General features: G+C 69.8%; 18 protein-coding genes. 3 read left to right on the forward strand and 15 right to left on the reverse strand.

All coding sequences use genetic code 11. The annotated features are described in order from the left end of the window. Positions 1-5 precede the first annotated feature (5 nt). From ACQEU8_RS24160 to ACQEU8_RS24180, 5 genes are all read right to left on the reverse strand, one after another. On the reverse strand, positions 6-1,049 hold the full coding sequence (locus ACQEU8_RS24160) for a helix-turn-helix transcriptional regulator (protein ID WP_433104466.1): 1,044 nt from the start codon (positions 1,047-1,049) through the stop codon (positions 6-8). A 121-nt stretch (positions 1,050-1,170) separates the two neighbouring features. Further along, positions 1,171-1,545, reverse strand: coding sequence for an FKBP-type peptidyl-prolyl cis-trans isomerase (locus ACQEU8_RS24165; protein ID WP_433104468.1), 375 nt, complete (start codon positions 1,543-1,545; stop codon positions 1,171-1,173). Between the two features lie 58 nt (positions 1,546-1,603). Then, complete coding sequence (locus ACQEU8_RS24170) at positions 1,604-2,491, reverse strand: FKBP-type peptidyl-prolyl cis-trans isomerase (RefSeq protein ID WP_433104470.1); 888 nt, start codon at positions 2,489-2,491, stop codon at positions 1,604-1,606. A gap of 307 nt (positions 2,492-2,798) precedes the next feature. Next, the gene (gene pafA / locus ACQEU8_RS24175; protein ID WP_433104472.1) at positions 2,799-4,160 is read right to left on the reverse strand and encodes a Pup--protein ligase; all 1,362 of its coding nucleotides are present in this window, start codon (positions 4,158-4,160) and stop codon (positions 2,799-2,801) included. Between the two features lie 15 nt (positions 4,161-4,175). After that, positions 4,176-5,564 (reverse strand): MFS transporter, encoded by a 1,389-nt coding sequence (locus tag ACQEU8_RS24180; RefSeq protein ID WP_433104474.1) that lies wholly within the window; start codon positions 5,562-5,564, stop codon positions 4,176-4,178. A gap of 83 nt (positions 5,565-5,647) precedes the next feature. Here ACQEU8_RS24180 and ACQEU8_RS24185 point away from each other — a divergent pair, with 83 nt between their 5' ends. Beyond that, positions 5,648-6,721, forward strand: coding sequence for a LacI family DNA-binding transcriptional regulator (locus ACQEU8_RS24185; RefSeq protein WP_433104476.1), 1,074 nt, complete (start codon positions 5,648-5,650; stop codon positions 6,719-6,721). 45 nt (positions 6,722-6,766) lie between these two features. Here ACQEU8_RS24185 and prcA read toward each other — a convergent pair whose 3' ends face one another. The 9 genes from prcA to ACQEU8_RS24230 all read right to left on the reverse strand — a co-directional run bounded on the left by prcA (position 6,767) and on the right by ACQEU8_RS24230 (position 16,254). Then, positions 6,767-7,516: a proteasome subunit alpha gene (prcA, locus tag ACQEU8_RS24190; protein ID WP_433104478.1), complete on the reverse strand. Its 750-nt coding sequence runs from the start codon at positions 7,514-7,516 to the stop codon at positions 6,767-6,769. A 34-nt stretch (positions 7,517-7,550) separates the two neighbouring features. Continuing rightward, the gene (prcB, locus tag ACQEU8_RS24195) at positions 7,551-8,396 is read right to left on the reverse strand and encodes a proteasome subunit beta (protein WP_433104480.1); all 846 of its coding nucleotides are present in this window, start codon (positions 8,394-8,396) and stop codon (positions 7,551-7,553) included. Further along, the gene (locus tag ACQEU8_RS24200; RefSeq protein ID WP_433104482.1) at positions 8,348-8,944 is read right to left on the reverse strand and encodes an endonuclease VII domain-containing protein; all 597 of its coding nucleotides are present in this window, start codon (positions 8,942-8,944) and stop codon (positions 8,348-8,350) included. Before ACQEU8_RS24200 ends, prcB begins: the two co-directional genes overlap by 49 nt. A gap of 30 nt (positions 8,945-8,974) precedes the next feature. Next, positions 8,975-9,193, reverse strand: a complete 219-nt coding sequence (locus tag ACQEU8_RS24205; protein ID WP_433104484.1) for a ubiquitin-like protein Pup — start codon at positions 9,191-9,193, stop codon at positions 8,975-8,977. A gap of 145 nt (positions 9,194-9,338) precedes the next feature. Further along, positions 9,339-10,850, reverse strand: a complete 1,512-nt coding sequence (dop, locus tag ACQEU8_RS24210) for a depupylase/deamidase Dop (RefSeq protein ID WP_433104486.1) — start codon at positions 10,848-10,850, stop codon at positions 9,339-9,341. 231 nt (positions 10,851-11,081) lie between these two features. Beyond that, complete coding sequence (arc, locus tag ACQEU8_RS24215) at positions 11,082-12,848, reverse strand: proteasome ATPase (protein WP_433104488.1); 1,767 nt, start codon at positions 12,846-12,848, stop codon at positions 11,082-11,084. Positions 12,849-13,111: 263 nt separating this feature from the next. Further along, on the reverse strand, positions 13,112-13,669 hold the full coding sequence (locus tag ACQEU8_RS24220; RefSeq protein WP_433104490.1) for a hypothetical protein: 558 nt from the start codon (positions 13,667-13,669) through the stop codon (positions 13,112-13,114). Between the two features lie 196 nt (positions 13,670-13,865). Next, positions 13,866-14,771, reverse strand: coding sequence for a tRNA (adenine-N1)-methyltransferase (locus ACQEU8_RS24225; protein ID WP_433104492.1), 906 nt, complete (start codon positions 14,769-14,771; stop codon positions 13,866-13,868). Between the two features lie 31 nt (positions 14,772-14,802). Next, a complete protein-coding gene (locus tag ACQEU8_RS24230; RefSeq protein WP_433104494.1) occupies positions 14,803-16,254 on the reverse strand; it encodes a site-2 protease family protein in 1,452 nt (483 codons plus the stop codon). Here ACQEU8_RS24230 and ACQEU8_RS24235 point away from each other — a divergent pair. Next, positions 16,233-17,141: a RecB family exonuclease gene (locus ACQEU8_RS24235; RefSeq protein ID WP_433104496.1), complete on the forward strand. Its 909-nt coding sequence runs from the start codon at positions 16,233-16,235 to the stop codon at positions 17,139-17,141. The two genes, ACQEU8_RS24230 and ACQEU8_RS24235, sit on opposite strands and share 22 nt — an antisense overlap. Before the next feature lie 38 nt (positions 17,142-17,179). Continuing rightward, entirely contained in the window at positions 17,180-17,851 is a 672-nt protein-coding gene (locus ACQEU8_RS24240) for a response regulator (RefSeq protein ID WP_114020508.1), read from the forward strand. Between the two features lie 127 nt (positions 17,852-17,978). Here ACQEU8_RS24240 and ACQEU8_RS24245 read toward each other — a convergent pair whose 3' ends face one another. Then, positions 17,979-19,574, reverse strand: a complete 1,596-nt coding sequence (locus ACQEU8_RS24245) for an ABC transporter substrate-binding protein (protein ID WP_433104499.1) — start codon at positions 19,572-19,574, stop codon at positions 17,979-17,981. Positions 19,575-19,606: the final 32 nt, after the last annotated feature.

Here is a 19,606-nt window from a genome sequence, read left to right on the forward strand (position 1 = left end):
CTCCCTCAGCCCTTTGCCACGGCGCGCAGCCGGTCGATCACGTCGGCGCGCAGCTCGGCGGGCTCCAGTACGACGACGTCCGGACCGAACTCCACCAGCCAGGCGTCCAGGCCGTGTCCGTACGGGATCTCCAACTCGTCCCACCCGTCGTCGAGTTCCCGGGTGTGCAGGGCCCGCGCCCGCAGCGGGTAGCCCGCGCCGGCGCGCAGCCTGATCCGCGCCGTGCTGGTGGCGCCCTCCCCCGCCCAGCGCTCCACGGTCTCGCGCACCGTCACCTGATCGGGTACCGGCGCGGTGAAGGCGGCGGCGCGGGAGCGGACCGGACCGGTGATCCGCGAAAGCCGGAAGACCCGCTCGGCCTGCCGCTCCCGGTCCCAGCCCGCCAGGTACCAGTGCCCGCGCCAGCACTCCAGCGTCCACGGCTCGACATGGCGCCGCTCGGGCCGGGCCGCGTTGGACTTGCGGTAGTCGAAGACGACGGGGCGGCGGTCGCGGCAGGCCAGCATCAGCGGCTCGAACGCGGCCTCGCGCGCCGGAATATGCGGCTCCAGCGTGCTGAGCTGCCGCTCTCCGCCCTGTTCCGGAATGGTGCCGGGCGGCATACCGCCGGCGGCGTGCAGCTTCTGCAAGGCGCCGCTGGCCGCCGCGGCGAGCCGGGCCTGCTGCCAGACACGGGCCGCGAGCCCGAGCGCGGTGGCCTCCGCCGCGTCCAGAGTGATGGGCGGCAGCCGGTTGCTGTCCCGGCGGGCGACGTAGCCGGTCTCCCCGTCGAGGTTGTCGACAGTGTCGATGACGAGCCCCAGCTCGCGCAGGTCGTCCTTGTCGCGCTCGAACATCCGGCTGAAGGACTCCTCGGACCCCGTGGCCCCGTCCCCGGTGCCGGAGGCCGCACCTGCCTCCCCCGAGCCGAACGCCACAGCCTCTCCCGGCCCGTAGGCCTCGACGTACGCCTCGATCGACGCGCGCAGCTCACGCTTGGTGAGCGGGCGGCGGGCCCCCAGCAGGCACAGCGCCAGATTCATCAGCCGCTCGGCCTTGGCAATCGCCATGGGTTCCCTCGTGCCCTCTCTCATGCTGTTCTGGGCCCTCGACCGTACCGCCAGCGCGGCGGGAGGCAAAAGCCGGGAGCCCCGCGGTCGGCGGGGCTCCCGTCGGGTGTGATATCGGCCGTCAGACCGAGACGAGGTCGCAGACGAAGATCAGCGTCTCGTTGGGCTTGATCCGCCCGCCGCCCGCGCCGCGCTCGCCGTAGGCGAGGTGCGGCGGGATGGTCAGCCGGCGGCGGCCGCCGACCTTCATGCCCTGAACGCCCTTGTCCCAGCCCTCGATGACCTGGCCGGCGCCCAGCTGGAACTGGAGCGGCTTGCCGCGGTTCCAGCTGGCGTCGAACTCCTCACCCGTGGAGAAGGAGACGCCCACGTAGTGCACGGAGACGTTGTCCCCGGCCTTGGCCTCGGGTCCGTCGCCCTCCCACAGGTCCTGGGTCTCCAGGTCGGACGGCGGCTCGCCCTCGGGGAAGTCGACCTCGGGCTTGTCGATGCTCACGAAATTGCTCCTACGAACGTATCTGCGGGACAACCGCGCCAGTCTGCCACGGAAGTGGTCACTTCACGTCGAGCACGTCCACCGAGAAGACGACTCCGTTCTTGAACTGCTTCTGCTGCTCCTTGGGGAACGTGCTCTGCGGCACCGAGATCACCACACGGCTGCCGGTCCTGACCCCCTTCAGCCCCTCCTTCCAGCCGGGGATCTGGGCGACGGGGATCTCCTGCGGCGCACCGTTCTGGGCCCAGGTGTCGTCCAACTGCTTGCCGCCCTTCCAGGCCTTGGCGGTGAAGTGGGTCAGGATCGTGCTGTTCGCGCCGACCTTCTTCTTGCCGTCGCCCTGGACGATGGTCTCGCTGATCAGCCGGCCGGGCGCCGTCTCCTTGCCCTTGGGCAGCTGGATCGTCGGCGCCTTGTTCTTCTCAACCTTGGTGCTCACCTTGGGAAGCTGCGCGTTCTGCGGCTTGTTCACCGGCTTGCCGTCGATCTGGCTCGGGGCGATCTTCTCCAGGTCGACGACGAAGACCAGCGTGGAGTCGCCGGGGATCGTCGGCGGCTGGCCCTTCTTGCCGTATCCCTTGTCCGGCGGTGCGACGATCTCGACGCGGCTGCCGGTCTTCTTGCCGACGAGCGCCTCGTCCCAGCCCTTGATGACCTTTCCGGTACCGATCTGGAAGGTGGCGGGCATCTGGCGCTTCCAGCTGCTGTCGAACTCCTTGCCGTTCCACAACTGGCCCACGTACTGCGCGCTGACCGCGTCGCCCTTGCGCACCTTCTGTCCGTCGCCGCTCCTGAGCACCTTCGTCTTGAGCTCGTCGGGCGGGTCGCCCTCGCCCTTGTCGATCTGGGGCTTCTTGCCCCAGGGGCCGCTCACCGCCGGGGTGCCGCCCTTCGCATCGGACGAGCCGTCGTCACTGCCGCAGGCCGCCGCCGCGACGGCCAGCAACGGAACAGCGAGAAGGGCGGCGAAGCGCGTACGCGTCCTGGGCGGGGTCCGGAAGGCTCGGGTGTTACGGGGGGTCGAGCCCCCGGAGAAATACAACATGTGTCCCACTCGCGGGTTAAGTGACGTTCGTGCGGTCCTGACAGCCTACGACCCAGCAACGAGGCGGCTGCCGCCCACGACACGGCGCCACCGGACACCGGTCAACCCACGCTGACGCACACGCGAAGGGCGGTCCCGGAAGCCCGGAACCGCCCTCGCTTCAGCCTTCGGACGCCGCGTCAGCTCATCGGCCGGACGCCGTCGTCGGTCACATCCCCGCGATGAGTTTCTCCACCCGCTCGTCCACCGACCGGAACGGGTCCTTGCACAGCACGGTGCGCTGCGCCTGGTCGTTCAGCTTCAGATGCACCCAGTCGACGGTGAAGTCCCGGCGCTGCTCCTGGGCCCTGCGGATGAAGTCGCCGCGCAGCCGGGCCCGGGTCGTCTGCGGCGGCACCGACTTGCCCTCGAAGATCTTGACGTCGTTGCAGATACGGGCCGCCTTGCCGCTGCGCTCCAGCAGGTAGTAGAGGCCCCGGCGGCGGTGGATGTCGTGATACGCGAGGTCTATCTGCGCGATCCTCGGGTGCGACATCGTGATGTTGTTCTTCGCCCGGTACCGCTCGATGAGCTGGTACTTCATCACCCAGTCGATCTCGGTGTTGATCTTGTCCAGCTCCTGGGTGCGCACCGCCTCCAGGGCCCGTCCCCACAGCTCCAGCACCTGTTCGACCCGGCCGGTGCGGATGCCGCGCCGGTCGCAGAAGTCCAGCGCCTTGTCGAAGTACTCCTGCTGGACCTCCAGCGCGGACGCCTCCCGGCCGCTGGCCAGCCGCACCTTGCGCTGCCCTGTGATGTCGTGGCTGACCTCACGGATCGCCCGGATCGGGTTCTCCAGCGTCAGATCCCGCATCACCGTGCCGGCCTCGATCATGCGCAGCACCAGGTCGGTGGCGCCGACCTTGAGCAGCATCGTCGTCTCCGACATGTTCGAGTCGCCCACGATGACGTGCAGCCTGCGGTACCGCTCCGCGTCCGCGTGCGGTTCGTCGCGGGTGTTGATGATCGGGCGGGAGCGCGTCGTCGCGGAGCTGACGCCTTCCCAGATGTGCTCGGCACGCTGGCTGACGCAGTAGACGGCGCCGCGCGGGGTCTGCAGCACCTTGCCGGCGCCGCACACCAGCTGCCGCGTCACCAGGAACGGGATGAGTACGTCCGCCAGTCGGGAGAACTCCCCGTGCCGGGCCACCAGATAGTTCTCGTGACACCCGTAGGAGTTGCCTGCCGAGTCGGTGTTGTTCTTGAAGAGATAGACGTCGCCTGCGATGCCCTCCTCGTGCAGACGGCGTTCGGCGTCGACCAGGAGGCCCTCGAGAATGCGCTCACCCGACTTGTCGTGGGTGACCAGCTCGGTCACGCTGTCGCACTCCGGAGTGGCGTACTCCGGGTGCGAGCCCACGTCCAGATAGAGGCGCGCGCCGTTCCGCAGAAACACATTGCTGCTGCGGCCCCATGACACAACACGGCGGAAGAGGTACCGCGCCACCTCGTCGGGGGACAGCCGGCGCTGGCCCCGGAACGTACACGTGACGCCGTACTCGTTCTCCAGCCCGAAGATTCGGCGGTCCATGCCTGAACATTACGCCTACGTGGAGGATCTGAAACCGGGTTCGGGAGAGCCATTCCGATCAGTTTCCGCACCTGGCAGGCGCCCCTGACGTCCGGTTCCGGTGTGCGGAGGGCCCGGCTGCGGCTCGCTGTCGGCGCCCGTGGAGGGCGTCGCGGCGGCCACCGGTCCGGCGACGGGCGCCGCCGAGGGCACCGGTGAGCCCGCCACCACGGCGCCCGGCGCGGAGCCGTCCGGGAGCGCCAGGAAGCGCCGCGCCGCCACGATGACGACCAGCGCCGCCAGCCCGCCGGCCCCGGCCAGGCCGAAGCCCGCGCCCGTGCCACCCCACTCGATGACCGAGCCCACCGCGGCCGTACCCACCGCGGCGCCCACCCCGAACGTCGTCACCAGCCAGGAGAACGCCTCCGTCACCGTTCCCGACGGCGCATGCCGGTCGACCACCACGAAGGCGCAGGCCAGCGCCGGGGCCAGGAACAGCCCGGAGAGGCCGCCCAGCACCACCATCACCGGCACCCCGGGCACCAGGGCCAGCGGCAGATTGCCCAGCGCGAACAGCCCCACCAGCACCCGCAGCCGCCCCTCGTGGCTGCCCGGCCAGCTCCGTGCCCCGTAGCCGACCCCGCCCACCAGGGCGCCCGCGCCCTGGGCTGCAAGCAGATAGGTGGAGATCAGCTTGTCGTCGTGGTCACCGGCGTAGGAGACCGCGGCCAGCGCGAAGGTGCCCAGCGCCAGCCCCACGAAGAAGAACGAGCCCAGCAGCACCTTCAGCCCCGGTGAGCGCAGCGCGCCCAGCCAGTGCGGCTTACGGGGCGAGGAGCGCCAGCGGCGGGACGGCGGCGAGACGACGACCGAGAGGGCGCCCAGCACCCCCAGCACGTTGACCACCAGCAGCGCCGCCGCCTCGCTCCACCCGGCGACCAGCACCGTCACCAGCAAGGGTCCCGCCGCGAACATCACCTCCTGGGCGACGGCGTCGAGCGCGTACGCGCTGTGCACCTGCTCCTCGCGCCGCAACACGGTCGGCCACAGCGCCCGCAGCCCGCCCTCCAGCGGCGGGGTGAACAGGCCGAAGACCAGCACACTCAGACAGGCCAGCGGCAGCGAGCCGATCCCCGCCAGCGCCAGGGTGCCCGCGCCCGCTGCCGAGACGACGGCGGCGGGCAGCATCACCCGCGGCTGCCCGAACAGATCCACCAGCCGCCCCAGCATCGGCTGGCCGAACGCGGTGGCGAGGCCGTAGACCGCCGAGAGGGCGCCCGCCAGCGCCATGCTGCCGCCGTCGGCGCGGATGAACAGCGCGATGGCAATTGGCCCCGTGGCATTCGGCAGCCTGCCCACCAGCGTTCCCGCCAGCAGGCGCATCGCGTGTCTGGCCCGCAGCAGCTCGGCGTAGCCCGTCGCCATCCGCCCCACCCCTCTCCCAGTTTTACGTATAACGGCCTCGTCATACGTACCATGCCAGGGCAGCCGCGGTGAAGGAGTTTCCCGTGCCAGGACAGCACGCAGCAGCCGGCGGGGACCGTGGCACCGGAAGCCGGGGCCGCGCCCGGCCCACCGGGCATGACGTGGCCGGAGCGGCGGGCGTCTCCCAGGCCACCGTCTCGCTCGTGCTCGGCGGCAAATGGCAGGGCCGGGTCTCCGCCCGCACCGCCGAGGCCGTCCGCGCCGCGGCCCGCGAGCTCGGCTACCGCCCCAACCTCGCGGCCCGCACCCTGCGCCTCGGCCGCACCCGCACAGCGCTGCTGGTGGTCCCCGTGCTCACCAACGACTTCTTCGCCACCGTCCACCGGGGAGCCGCCGAGGTCGCCGGCGCACACGACTTCGGGATCGTCCTCTACCCCTCACCCGAAGGCATCAACGCGGCTCCCGACCCCTTCGCCTCGGCCCGTACCGCACTCGACGGCGTCATCGCCTCCTCCATGGCCCCCGAGGCGCTCGCGGCGCTGCGCGGCGAAGGACTGCCGCTGGTGATGCTGGACAGCGACGAGGGGGCCTGTGACGCCACCGTCAACGTCGATCTCGCCGACGGCATGCGGCAGGTGGTGGCCCATCTGCGGGAGCTGGGCCACCGCAGGATCGCCCACATCGCGGCCGACGTGGACTCCTGGACCTTCGAGGTACGGGCGCGAGCCCTGCACCAGGAGCTGCGCGCTAGCGGAGCCGCCCTGGTACGCACCGAACGCGCGGCGCTGAGTGTGGCGAGCGGGCTGGAGGCGGCAACCCGGGCCCTCACAGCCGCCGCCGACGATGCGGAAGCCGGGCCGACCGCGCTCGTATGCGACGACGACCTGCTCGCCGTCGGCGCGCTGAAGGCGGCCCGGCGGCTCGGCCTGCGGGTACCGGAGGAGCTGTCCGTGACCGGAGTCGACGATGTCGCTCTCGCCACCGCCGTGGAGCCCGAGTTGACGACCGTACGGTTGCCCGCCGAGCGGGTGGGTGCCGCCGGCATGCGGGCCCTGCTGGCCGTGCTGGACGGCCGGCAGGTGGAGCCTGTGCGGCTGCCGGTGCAGCTGGTCGTACGCGGATCGACCGGCCCCTGCGGAGCGGATTCCGCCGGCTGACGCCGGGACCCCCGCCCCTCGAACTCGGGGACGGGGTCCGTGGTGCTACTTCTCTTCGCCGCCCTCGGTCTCGCCCTCCGTGCTCTCCGGAGCCGGGGTCTCCTCCAGCAGACGGGCCACCTGGCCGCCGGGGACGCGCTTGAACTTGCGCCGCTGGGGGCGCGTCCGGTCGAGCACCGCCACCTCCAACTGCTCGGCGGTCAGTGTGCGTTCACTGCCGTTGCTGTCCCGCTTGAGGGCCTCGACGGCAAGCTTCAGCGCCTCGCCCAGCGACATTCCCTCCCGGTGCCGCTGGTCCATATAGCTGCCGATCTGGTCGGAGTTGCCACCGACGGCGACCGAGCCGTGCTCGTCCACGATCGAGCCGTCGTGCGGCAGCCGGTAGATCTGGTCGTCCTCGGGGGCCGGGCCCACCTCGGCGACGATCAGCTCCACCTCGTAGGGCTTCTCCGCGTTCGCCGAGAAGATCGTGCCCAGCGTCTGGGCGTAGACATTGGCGAGGCCGCGCGCCGTGACGTCCTCGCGGTCGTAGGTGTAGCCGCGCAGGTCGGCGTAGCGGACACCGCCGATGCGCAGATTCTCGAACTCGTTGTACTTGCCGACTGCGGCGAAGGCGATCCGGTCATAGATCTCGCTGACCTTGTGCAGTGCCCGAGAGGGGTTCTCGGCGACGAAAACGATGCCGTCCGCGTACTGCAACACGACCACGCTGCGTCCGCGCGCGATGCCCTTGCGGGCATACTCGGCGCGGTCGGCCATTGCCTGCTGGGGTGACACATAGAACGGCGTCGACACCGGCTATCCGTCCCTTCCTGTCCGAATGAGTGCTCTAGGAGACGGGGGCCTGCGGCCCGTTGGGCAGCTGGAGGCGGCCGTCGTGCACCGTCTGCGCCAGCCCGGAGACCTCCTCCTCTCTCAGCCTGCGGTAACCGTCCTCGGTGATCGCCACGACGACCGGATAGATACGGCGCGTCATATCGGGGCCGCCGGTGGCGGAGTCGTCGTCCGCGGCGTCGTACAGCGCCTGGAGGACCACCGTGGCGGCCTGCTCCTCGGTCATCTCATCGCGGTAGAGCTTCTTGAGCGAGCCGCGGGCGAAGACCGAGCCGGAGCCGACTCCGGCGAAGCCGGGCTCCTCGGAGCGGCCGCCTGTCACGTCGTAGGAGAAGATCCGGCCCTTGCCGCGGTCGAGGTCGAACCCGGCGAACAGCGGGACCACGGCGAGGCCCTGCATCGCCATGCCCAGGTTGCTGCGGATCATCGTGGAGAGGCGGTTGGCCTTGCCCTCCAGGGAGAGCGTGGAACCCTCCACCTTCTCGAAGTGCTCCAGCTCCAGCTGGAACAGCTTCACCATCTCCACGGCCAGGCCCGCAGTGCCCGCGATCCCCACGGCGGAGTGCTCGTCGGCGGGGAACACCTTCTCGATGTCCCGCTGCGCGATGACGTTGCCCATCGTCGCCCGCCGGTCCCCGGCCAGCACCACACCGCCGGCGAACGTCGCGGCCACGATCGTGGTCCCGTGCGGCGCCTGCACGGCACCCTCCACGGGCGGCAGCGGCCGATTGCCGGGCAGCTGCTCCGGAGCGTGGGCTGACAGAAAGTCCATGAAGGAGGACGACCCCGGCGTCAGGAAGGCAGCCGGTAGACGCCCGGTGCTACCAATTTCGGCTTCCACACGTTTCCTTCCACGTAGGCGGCCGCACGCCGCATGACGTCCGGCCGATCCCTGAACTGCCCCAGCGCGGCATTGCAGCTGAAGCACAGTACGCCCCGGACCCTACCCGTCTCATGATCGTGGTCCACATGCTCAGGATCGGGTCTGAGGCAGATCGGGCAGATACCGAACTGCTCGTCGACGAGTGCCTGCCGCCCCTCCACTGTCATGCCGTACTTGCGCTTGAGGTGTCCGGCACGTCCCTCGGTCGCTTTGCACTGCTTGCAACGGGTGGACAGACCGTCTGACGCTGTCGCGTTCCGATGCCATTCGCTGTGCGGTTTCACCTGCCCACACGAGCGACATAGTTTGTAACCGGCAGGCGTCGGGGGGTACTTCAACAGCCGCCGTTCGTGCCGCTTCCGCTTGTCCCACTGCTTCGCGTATTCACGGGCACACTGCCTGCAGTAATCCTGTAGGCCATCGGCCCGCCCCCGGTGACGCCCAAACGCCTCCAGGGACAGGCCACGCCGACAGCGCGAGCAGCGCTTCGATTCACCGTCTCCCATCGGCTGGCCCCCTTCTTTTCGAAGGGAAAATCACTGACCACCCTTTTGAACGAAGGACCTCACGAAATCCTCTGCGTTCTCTTCGAGTACGTCGTCGATTTCGTCCAGCACCGAGTCCACGTCGTCCGAGATCGCCTCCTGGCGTTCCTTGAGGTCCTCGGAGACCTGCGCGTCCTGGGTCTGCTCCTCGGTCTCCTCGGTGTGACGCGTGGACCTCTGCTGTCCGCCGCCGGTGTCCTTGGTCGCCATATCCCTCACCCCGCTCGGTTCGGTGGTGTACGCGGAACGTACAAGATCAGACCCTACAAGCCAGGACTGACATCGGCTCCTTCGTTGTTACAACGTCCGACAACCACCTCGATGATTCCCGGACCGCGGACCGAATAGCCGCGATTCAGCCGCCCGAAAGCACCTTCACCAGCTCTTCCGCTGTGCGGCAGCGGTCCAGCAGCTCCTTCACGTGGTTACGGGTACCCCGCAGCGGCTCCAGGGTGGGGACCCGTTGCAGAGAGTCACGGCCGGGGAGGTCGAAGATGACCGAGTCCCAGGAGGCGGCGGCCACGTCGTCGGCGTACTGCTCCAGGCAGCGCCCGCGGAAGTAGGCGCGGGTGTCCTCCGGGGGCTTGAAGGTGGCCTCCTTGACCTCCTCCTCGGACAGCAGCCGCTGCATGCTGCCGCGGGAGACCAGCCGGTTGTAGAGGCCCTTGTCGGGACGTACGTCCGCGTACTGGAGATCCACCAGGTGCAGCCTGGGGGCGTCCCAGTCGAGTCCGTCGCGCCGGCGGTAGCCCTCCATCAGCTCGCGTTTGGCGACCCAGTCCAGCTCCCCCGCCAGGCTCATCGGGTCGCGCTCCAGCCGGCCCAGCACGTCCTCCCAGCGGGCCAGCACATCCTGGGTCTGCTCGTCCGCGTCTGCGCCCCAGCGCTCCTCCACGTACTTGCTGGCCAGCTCGTAGTACTCCATCTGGAGCTGTACGGCGGTGAGGGTGCGGCCGTTGCGGAGGGTGATCAGCCGTTCGAGTGTCGGATCGTGGGAGACCTGGTGCAGGGTGCGGACGGGCTGGTCGACGGCGAGGTCGACGGCGATGAAGCCGTCCTCGATCATGGACAGCACCAGTGAGGTCGTGCCCAGCTTGAGGTAGGTGGAGACCTCCGAGAGGTTGGCGTCGCCGATGATGACGTGCAGCCGCCGGTACTTCTCGGCGTCGGCGTGCGGCTCGTCGCGGGTATTGATGATGGGCCGCTTGAGCGTGGTCTCCAGCCCGACCTCGACCTCGAAGTAGTCGGCGCGCTGGGTGAGCTGGAACCCGTGCTCACTGCCGTCCTGCCCGAGTCCCACCCGCCCGGCTCCGCACACGACCTGCCGGGAGATGAAGAAGGGGGTCAGGTGCCGCACGATCTCCGAGAACGGGGTCTCCCGCTTCATCAGATAGTTCTCGTGTGTGCCGTAGGAGGCGCCTTTGTTGTCGGTGTTGTTCTTGTAGAGGTGGATCGGGCTGGTGCCGGGGACCTCGGCCGCGCGCTCCGCGGCCTCGGCCATGATCCGCTCGCCCGCCTTGTCCCACAGCACGGCGTCCCGTGGGTTGGTGACCTCGGGGGCGCTGTACTCGGGGTGTGCGTGGTCGACGTAGAGCCGGGCTCCGTTGGTGAGGATGACGTTGGCCAGGCCGATGTCCTCGTCCGTCAGCTGGCTGGCGTCGGCCGACTCACGAGCCAGATCGAAGCCGCGGGCGTCCCGCAGCGGGTTCTCCTCCTCGAAGTCCCAGCGGGCGCGGCGCGCCCGGTGCATCGCGGCCGCGTAGGCGTTGACGACCTGGGACGAGGTGAGCATGGCATTGGCGTTGGGGTGGCCGGGCACGGAAATCCCGTACTCGGTCTCGATGCCCATTACGCGCCGTACGGTCATGCTGCCCTCCTTGCCTGACGGCGGCCCGCCGGTGGACCACCGTTCAAGTCCCGCTGCGCATCCGTCCCGTGTGCGGCCCCCTCATGCGCACTGCGCGTCGCGGCGGTAGGGAAGAGCCTATGACGCACACAGCGGAGTGGGGAGATCACTCTGCGGACTTCCTTGATGCTCCGGGAAACAATCCGGCTGCGGGTACCCCGGGCGGGGACCCGCAGCCGGAATCGGTCCTCGTTACAGGTACTGACCGGTGTTGGCGACGGTGTCGATGGAACGGCCGGTGTCCGCTCCCTGCTTGCCGGTGACGAGGGTGCGGATGTACACGATCCGCTCGCCCTTCTTGCCGGAGATGCGGGCCCAGTCGTCCGGGTTGGTGGTGTTGGGCAGGTCCTCGTTCTCCTTGAACTCGTCCACACAGGCCGACAGGAGATGGGAGACGCGCAGACCCTTCTGGTTCTGGTCCAGATACGCCTTGATGGCCATCTTCTTGGCCCGGCCGACGATGTTCTCGATCATGGCGCCGGAGTTGAAGTCCTTGAAGTAGAGGACTTCCTTGTCACCGTTGGCGTAGGTGACCTCGAGGAAGCGGTTCTCCTCCGACTCCGCGTACATCTGCTCGACGACCGACTGGATCATGGCGTCGCAGGCGGCCTCCACATTGCCGCCGTGCTCCGCGACGTCGTCCGCGTGGAGCGGCAGGTTCGGGGTGAGGTACTTGGAGAAGATGTCCTTGGCCGCCTCGGCGTCCGGGCGCTCGATCTTGATCTTCACGTCCAGCCGGCCGGGACGCAGGATCGCCGGGTCGATCATGTCCTCGCGGTTCGAGGCGCCGATGACGATGACGTTCTCCAGGCCCTCCACACCGTCGATCTCGGAGAGCAGCTGCGGAACGATGGTGTTCTCCACGTCCGAGCTTACGCCCGAGCCACGGGTGCGGAAGAGGGAGTCCATCTCGTCGAAGAAGACGATGACGGGTGTGCCCTCGCTGGCCTTCTCCCGGGCCCGCTGGAAGACGAGCCGGATGTGCCGCTCGGTCTCACCCACGTACTTGTTGAGCAGCTCGGGGCCCTTGATGTTGAGGAAGTAGCTCTTCCCCTGGGGCTTGCCGGTGACCTCGGCGACCTTCTTGGCCAGCGAGTTGGCCACCGCCTTGGCGATGAGCGTCTTGCCGCAGCCGGGCGGGCCGTAGAGCAGCACGCCCTTGGGCGGGCGCAGTTCGTGTTCCCGGAAGAGGTCCGGGTACAGGTACGGGAGCTCGACGGCGTCCCGGATCTGCTCGATCTGTCCGCTGAGGCCACCGATCTTGGTGTAGTCGATGTCGGGGACCTCTTCGAGGACCAGTTCCTCGACCTCGCTCTTGGGCACGACCTCGAAGACGTAGCCGGAGCGGCTCTCCAGCAGCAGTGCGTCCCCGGCCCGCAGCGTGGTGTTCAGCAGCGGCTCGGCGAGGCGCACGACGCGCTCCTCGTCGGTGTGGCCGACGACCAGCGCTCGCTCTCCGTCGTCGAGTACTTCCTTGAGGGTGACGATGTCACCCGCGCGCTCGAACTCCATGGCCTCGACCACGTTGAGCGCCTCGTTCAGCATGAGCTCCTGGCCGCGCTGGAGCGACTGGAGGTCGACGTTGGGGCTGACGTTCACCCGGAGTTTTCTGCCTCCGGTGAAGATGTCGGCCGTGTCGTCCTCGTTCGCCTGTAGAAAGACTCCGAAGCCCGCCGGCGGCTGGGCGAGCCTGTCGACCTCTTCCTTGAGGGCCACGATCTGGTCACGCGCCTCACGGAGCGTGTTGGAGAGCCGCTCGTTCTGGGCGGACACACCGGCCAGGTTGGTCTGCAGCTCGACGATCCGCTCCTCGAGAATACGAGTGTGCCGCGGAGAGTCGGCGAGCTTGCGGCGCAGGACGGCGATTTCCTGCTCAAGGTAGGCGATCTGGCCGGACGGGTCTTCGGAACCCCGACCGGGCCGGATGCCGCGGTTGGTGTCGTCGTCGTGGGCTGCCACGGTCCTCACCTCCTCCAGGGGGAGCTGGACGCTTCGACCCTACCTGGGCCGGTGCGGGTTGAAACCCCTAGATCACAAAGACGGTCGGGGTGTGTCCGATCTTCACCCTTGCGCACTCCCTCAGGACAGGGAATACCCACCCACAACCATCTGAAAGCGACCGGTTGTGGTGTCGAGACGTTCAACACCCTTCAAGGGCCGCACTATTTCGTCCCGAGTCGGAGTCGAGTCGGCAGGCATTCACGGTGTGGCAGGAGGGGCCGTCAGACGCTGACGCCACCGCCCGCCACCGGTCCTGGACGCAGGGCGAACTTCCCCTCGCGCCACTCCCACTTGACCGTGCGTCGCTTGTCCGGACAGCAGCGCGGCACATCGGCCGAGGAGTAGCCGAGGAGGGTCGCGGAGAGGGTGGTGCCCCGCACGGCGAGGTCCCGGACCGACATTCCCTCCCGCTGCTCGACGAGCGTGGCGGCGATCCGCGGGCGGCCGGTGTCGGCGGTGCGGGAGAGCACGAAGACCGCGCTGGGCGGGGTGCCCCCGCGGGCCCGGCAGCGGACGACCGCGACGGTCTCCGCTGTGCCGTCGCCGTCGAAGTCGGCGGCGGCCCTGTCGAGTACGTCGGTACGGGTGCCGGCCGGGCCGCAGTGCAGCGGATAGCGGGCGCGGTCCGGATCGGGAGCCCGGCCGACGGCGCCGGTGCCGGGCGCGGGGGTGGCGGTGGCGGGGTGCAGGAGGGCCGTGCCGCCGAGCACGGCGGCGAGGGCTGCGGCGGTGGCGAGCCAGTGGACGGCGCGGGTGCGGGTGTGCGGCAGTTCCGTCACTCGGGGTGACTCCTGGGCGGGACGAGGCGGACGCGAGGAGTAAGTGCCTCGCATCGTGCCACAGGTCACATCGCCGTGGAACGGCCGGGTCCCCTCGTTCGCCGAGGGCCCAACGCCGCTGCCCCGTACCCGGGTTCGGTGCGGGTACGGGGCAGCGCATGTTGGGCGGGGGCCGGCCGGAGGCGGCGGCGGGCGGCTAGGAGGCGCGGCCGCCGGACTGGCTGCCGGGGCCCGTGTAGTCCTCGCCGTAGGCGCCCTTGGCGGGCCGGCGGCGGCGCAGCGGCGGCTCGACACCGTCGGCCAGCCGGCGGGCCGTGAGCAGGAAGCCGGTGTGACCGATCATGCGATGGTCGGGGCGGACGGCGAGGCCCTCGATGTGCCAGTTGCGCACCATCGTCTCCCACGCCTGCGGCTCGTTGAACGTCCCGAACTCGCGGATCGACTCGACCATGCGCGCCATCTGCGTGGTGGTGGCGACGTAGGCGCACAGGATGCCGCCGGGCACCAGGGCCTTGGAGACGGCCTCCAGGCATTCCCAGGGGGCGAGCATGTCGAGGATGACGCGGTCCACGTCGGTGTCGGCGAGGTTGTCCTGGAGGTCACCGACGGTGAGCGTCCAGGCCGGGTGGGGGCTGCCGAAGTAGCGCTCCACGTTCTGCTGGGCGATCTCGGCGAAATCGGCACGGCGCTCGTAGGAGTGGAGCATGCCCTGGTCGCCGATGGCGCGGAGCAGGAAGGTGCTCAGCGAGCCGGAGCCGACCCCTGCCTCGACGACACGTGCGCCGGGGAAGATGTCGGCCATGGCGAGCACCTGTCCGGCGTCCTTGGGATAGACGACGGCGGCTCCCCGCGGCATGGACAGGACATAGTCGGGGAGCAGTGGACGCAGCGCGAGATAGGCGACGTTTCCGGTGGTACGGACGACACTCCCCTCGGGCGCACCGATCAGCTCGTCGTGGGGGAAGGCTCCCTTGTGGGTGTGGAAGCTCTTTCCCTCTTCGAGGGTGATCGTGTAGTGGCGTCCCTTGGGGTCGGTGAGCTGGACCTGGTCCCCGACCTTGAAGGGCCCGCGACGGCGGGCGGCACCGGTCGGTTCGGACATACGCACAGCCTAGCCGGTCCGCGGGGGGCGGTTAGCCGGTGGGCTTGCCGCCGTCCTGGTCCGGGCGCTTGGACATGGCCTCCATGAACGCGCGCTCGACGTCCGCGGTGGACAGCACCCCGTAGATCTCACCGGTCTCCTCCACCACCAGGTACTCGGTGGCGGGGGTGGCGCGCAGCCATTCCAGCAGGTCCTCGCCGGCCAGCTCGGCGGGGACCCGCATGCCCTCCTTCAGGTCCTGCGCGAGGGTGCTGACCGCGACCCAGGGGCGGCGGTGCTCGGGGACGGAGGCGATGGCGGCCTCCCTGACCAGGGAGAGCGGGTCGCCCTTGCCGTCGACGACGACCAGGCCGCGGGCGCCGGCGGCGTTGGCGCGGCGCAGCGCCTCGGAGAGGGGGGTGTCGGTCTCGACCGGGACGGCGCGCCGGGTCAGCATCCGGGCGCGCAGTTCGGGCAGGCGTTCGCGCAGCCGGGCCATCCGCAGGCTGTTGCCGGCCCCGGTCCAGATGATGGCGGCGAGGATCGCGGCGAGCAGCGCGTCGGTGAGGGAGTCCGTGCCGCTGACGCCGTCCCTGGCCAGGCCGCCCGCGTGGGTGGCCAGCGGGAGGCCGATCAGCACGGCGACGGCCAGTGCCCGGCCGATCCAGGCGGCGGCGACGGTGCCGGTCATCGGCTTGCCGCTGATCTTCCAGATGACGGCGCGCAGCATCCGGCCGCCGTCCAGCGGAAGGCCGGGCAGCAGGTTGAAGGCGGCGACCAGGAGGTTGGAGACCATCAGCCCCGCCAGCAGCACGCCGGGGACGCTGCGGGGTTCGACCGCGCGCATCGCACCGTAGAAGACGCCGGCCAGGGCGAGGGAGAGCAGCGGGCCCACGAAGGCGAGGATGAATTCCCGGCCCGGGGTCTCGGACTCCTTCTCGATCTCGGAGACGCCGCCGAAGAACTGCAGCTGGATGCGGCGCACCGGCAGCTTGAAGCGGAGCGCGGCGACCGTGTGGGCGAGCTCGTGGACGAGGACGGAGGCGTAGAACGCGACGGCGAAGAAGAGCGCGATCAGATAGCGGACGGCGCCCAGATCGGGCAGTACGCGGTCGAGCTGGCCGCCGAAGACCCAGGTGATCAGGAGCGCGACGAGGAACCAGGAGGGGGCGACGTAGACGGGGACGCCGAACGGACGGCCCATCAGGATGCCGCCGCCCGGGGGGCTGGGGCGTACGGGTTTACGGGGGGCCGGCTGACGGCGCTTCGGCTCTTCGGGGCCGGTCCCCTCGCCGGAGCCGCCGGACCGCGGCTTCCCGTCGTTGTCCTCGTCCGCCACGGGTTCCCCTCTGCTGCTTCCCTCGCGCCCCGCTGCGCCGCGCGGCTGCCGAATCATTCTCTGGCTGGCGATCAACCGGCGCGAGGGGTCTGCCGTCGATGGTAAGTGTCCGCTGTCAGTGGTGGGCCGTAGGGTCTTACCCCATGAGAACCAGCGCGGCCACACCGCCGACCTCGCTGTCGCCCTCCCGGGCGGGGGACTTCATGCAGTGCCCGCTGCTCTACCGCTTCCGGGTGATCGACAAACTGCCCGAGAAGCCCTCCGCCGCCGCCACTCGGGGGACGGTGGTGCATGCGGTGCTGGAGAGACTCTTCGACGCTCCGGCCCAGGAGCGCAGCGCGCGGCGGGCACGGGCCATGGTGGCCGGGGAGTGGGAGCGGCTGCTGGCCAAGCGCCCGGAGCTGGCCGAGCTGTTCGCTGAGGACGCCTCGGACGGTGCCCAGTTGGCGCAGTGGCTCGCGGAGGCCGAGGCGCTGGTGGAGCGGTGGTTCACCCTGGAGGACCCCACCCGGTTGGAGCCCGCGGAGCGCGAGCTGTTCGTGGAGGCCCGGCTGGAGTCGGGACTGCGGCTGCGCGGGATCATCGACCGAGTGGATGTGGCGCCCACCGGCGAGGTGCGGATCGTCGACTACAAGACGGGCAAGGCACCGCGCCCGGAGTACGCCGAGGGCCCGCTGTTCCAGATGAAGTTCTACGCCCTGGTGCTGTGGCGGCTGCGCGGGGTGGTGCCCCGGCGGTTGCAGCTGGTCTTCCTGGGCAGCGGCGATGTCCTCACCTACGATCCGGACGAGCGCGATCTGCAGGCCACCGAGCGCAAGCTGCTGGCCCTGTGGGACGCGATCGAGCGGGCGACGGAGACGGGCGACTGGCGCCCCAAGCCGAGCCGGCTGTGCGACTGGTGCGACCACCAGGCGCACTGCCCGGAGTTCGGGGGCACTCCCCCGCCGTATCCGCTGATGATCCAGCCCCGGCTGCCCGAGCCGCGGGAGCCGGGATCGGAGTCGGAGCCGGATTCGGAAGGGCAACGAGCCACCGCCCCGGGGGCTGAGTGAGAATGGGGCGACCGCTGCCGTCCCCCTGAGGAGTTCCCGTGGCAATCCGCGTACTGCTGGTCGACGACCAGCCGCTCCTGCGCACCGGCTTCCGGATGATCCTGGAGGCCGAGCAGGACCTTGCGGTGGTCGGTGAGGCCGGTGACGGTCTCCAGGCGCTGGATCAGGTGCGGGCGCTGCAGCCGGATGTGGTCCTGATGGACATCCGGATGCCGCGGATGGACGGCGTGGAGGCCACCCGCCGGATCACCGGGCCCGCCAAGGACGGCCCGGCGAAGGTGCTGGTGCTCACCACGTTCGACCTGGACGAGTATGTGGTGGAGGCGCTGCGGGCCGGGGCCAGCGGCTTTCTGCTGAAGGACGCGCCCGCCGGCGAGCTGGTGCAGGCCATCCGGGTGGTGGCGGCCGGCGAGGCCATGCTGGCGCCGAGCATCACCCGCCGGCTGCTGGACAAGTACGCGGGCAAGCTGCCCTCGGGCGAGGAGCCGGTGCCGGACACGCTCCATCAGCTGACGGAGCGTGAGGTGGAGGTGCTGAAGCTGGTGGCGCGCGGGCTGTCGAACGCGGAGATCGCGGCGGACCTCTTCGTGAGCGAGACGACCGTCAAGACGCATGTCGGCCACGTCCTGACCAAGCTGGGCCTACGCGACCGGGTGCAGGCGGCGGTGTACGCGTACGAGAGCGGACTGGTGCGGCCCGGCTCCGCGTAGGGGTGCCCGGCGGCGCTTGCGTACCCCGCAATGGGGCTGCGCTTGCCCACCCTGCGCCCCTGGCGCAGACTGCCCAAGCGCAGTGGGGCGCGCGCCCCCAGCGCCGCCGCCGAACGGCCCCGGCGCGTCAGTCGCTCTGCCCGCGGCCCAGCTCCCACAGCTGGAGTACCGACGAGGAGTTGAGGGTCCATTCGACGCCGGTGATGTCGTCCCGCGCTGCCAGATACTGCTTGCCCTGCCAGAGCGGGAGCACCGGTACGTCCTCGGCGACGATGTCCTGCGCGCGGCCGAAGGCACCCGTGGTGGCGGCGCGTTCGGTCTGTCGGCGGGTCTGCGGAACGATCTCGTCGCGGATCTCGCGGTTGGTATACAGCGAGCCGAGGAAGTTGTCCTTCTCGAAGAAGGGGGCGACGAAATTGTCCGCGTCGGGGAAGTCGGGGTACCAGCCGTAGCCCCAGACCTGGTACTTGCCGTCGGTGGCCGCGGGCCGGAACGTGTCCCACTTGACGGCCTTGGTCCGTACGTCGAAGAGGCCGCTCTCGTTGAGCTGCTCCTTCAGTACGGCGAACTCCTCGGCGGTGGCGTCGCCGTAGTGGTCGGTGGTGTAGGTGAGGGTGAGCTTGACGGGCTTGTCGATGTTCGCGCTGCGCAGGGTGCGCTCGGCCGCGGCCTTGTCGGGCTCGCCGTACTTGTTGAAGAACGAGTTGCGGTGGGCGGGCAGCCCGGCCGGTACGAGGCTGTAGAGCGGCTCGGTGCTGTGGTCGTAGGCGTCCCGCACGATCTTCTTACGGTCGACGAGCTGGGCCATCGCCCGGCGGACGGCCTTCTTGCCCGCGGTCTTGTCGTCGGTGTCGAAGGCGAGGTAGCGGATCTCCTGGCCGGGCTGCTCGACCAGCTCGATGTCCTTGGTCTGGGCGTTGTCGAGCCGGCTCACCTGGCTGGGCGAGACGGTGCGGCCCATGACATCGATATCGCCGGCCTTGAGCGCCTTCTCCATGCCGTCGGCGCCGTCGAAGAAGCGCAGCTCGATCTTGCTGTTGTGCAGCTTGAGCGCGCCGCCGTAGTGCGGGTTCTTGGCGAGGACCGCGGACTTGGAGTCGAGGCTGTCGAGCGCGTAGGGGCCGGAGCCGGTCAGCTGGTCGCCCTTGGTGAGTGAGTCGGCCGGGTAGCTCTGGCTGTCGACGATGGCGGCGGCCGGGGTCGTCAGCTTGTACGGGAAGGTCGCGTCGGGCTTCTTGAGGTGGAAGACGACCTCGTTGTTCCCGTTGGCCTCGACGCGGTCGAGGTTGCTGAAGAGGACGGCGGGGCCGCCCTTGTGGTTGATGCGCTGAAGGCGCTGCAGGGAGAACTCGACATCCTCGGCGTCCAGCGTGTGCCCGTTGGAGAACCGCTGGCCCTTGCGCATGGTGCAGCGGTACTGCTCGTTGGACCCACCGGTGAAGCCGCACTTGGCGGCGGCGTCCGTCACCGGGGTGGTGCCGGTGCGCGGGAGGCGCAGGAGCGTCTGGAAGGTGTTGCGCATCACGCCCCAGGCCGCGACGTCGTACGCCGCTGCCGGGTCGAAGGGGGCCGGCGCGTCCTTGGCGACCGCGAAGTGGTCCGTCGTGCCGACGACGATCGCGTCGCCGTCGGCGCTCCCGCCCTTCTCGGACCCGCACCCGGCGAGAAGCGGCGTGAGCAGCCCGGCGGCAAGCACCGGCAGCACCACAGTTTTACGGTTCATGGTCGACGATCTCCTCGGCCGGCCAGGGTTTG

Origin of the sequence: Streptomyces sp. CA-250714 (assembly GCF_050936705.1) — a bacterium.
Classification (GTDB): Bacteria; Actinomycetota; Actinomycetes; order Streptomycetales; family Streptomycetaceae; genus Streptomyces.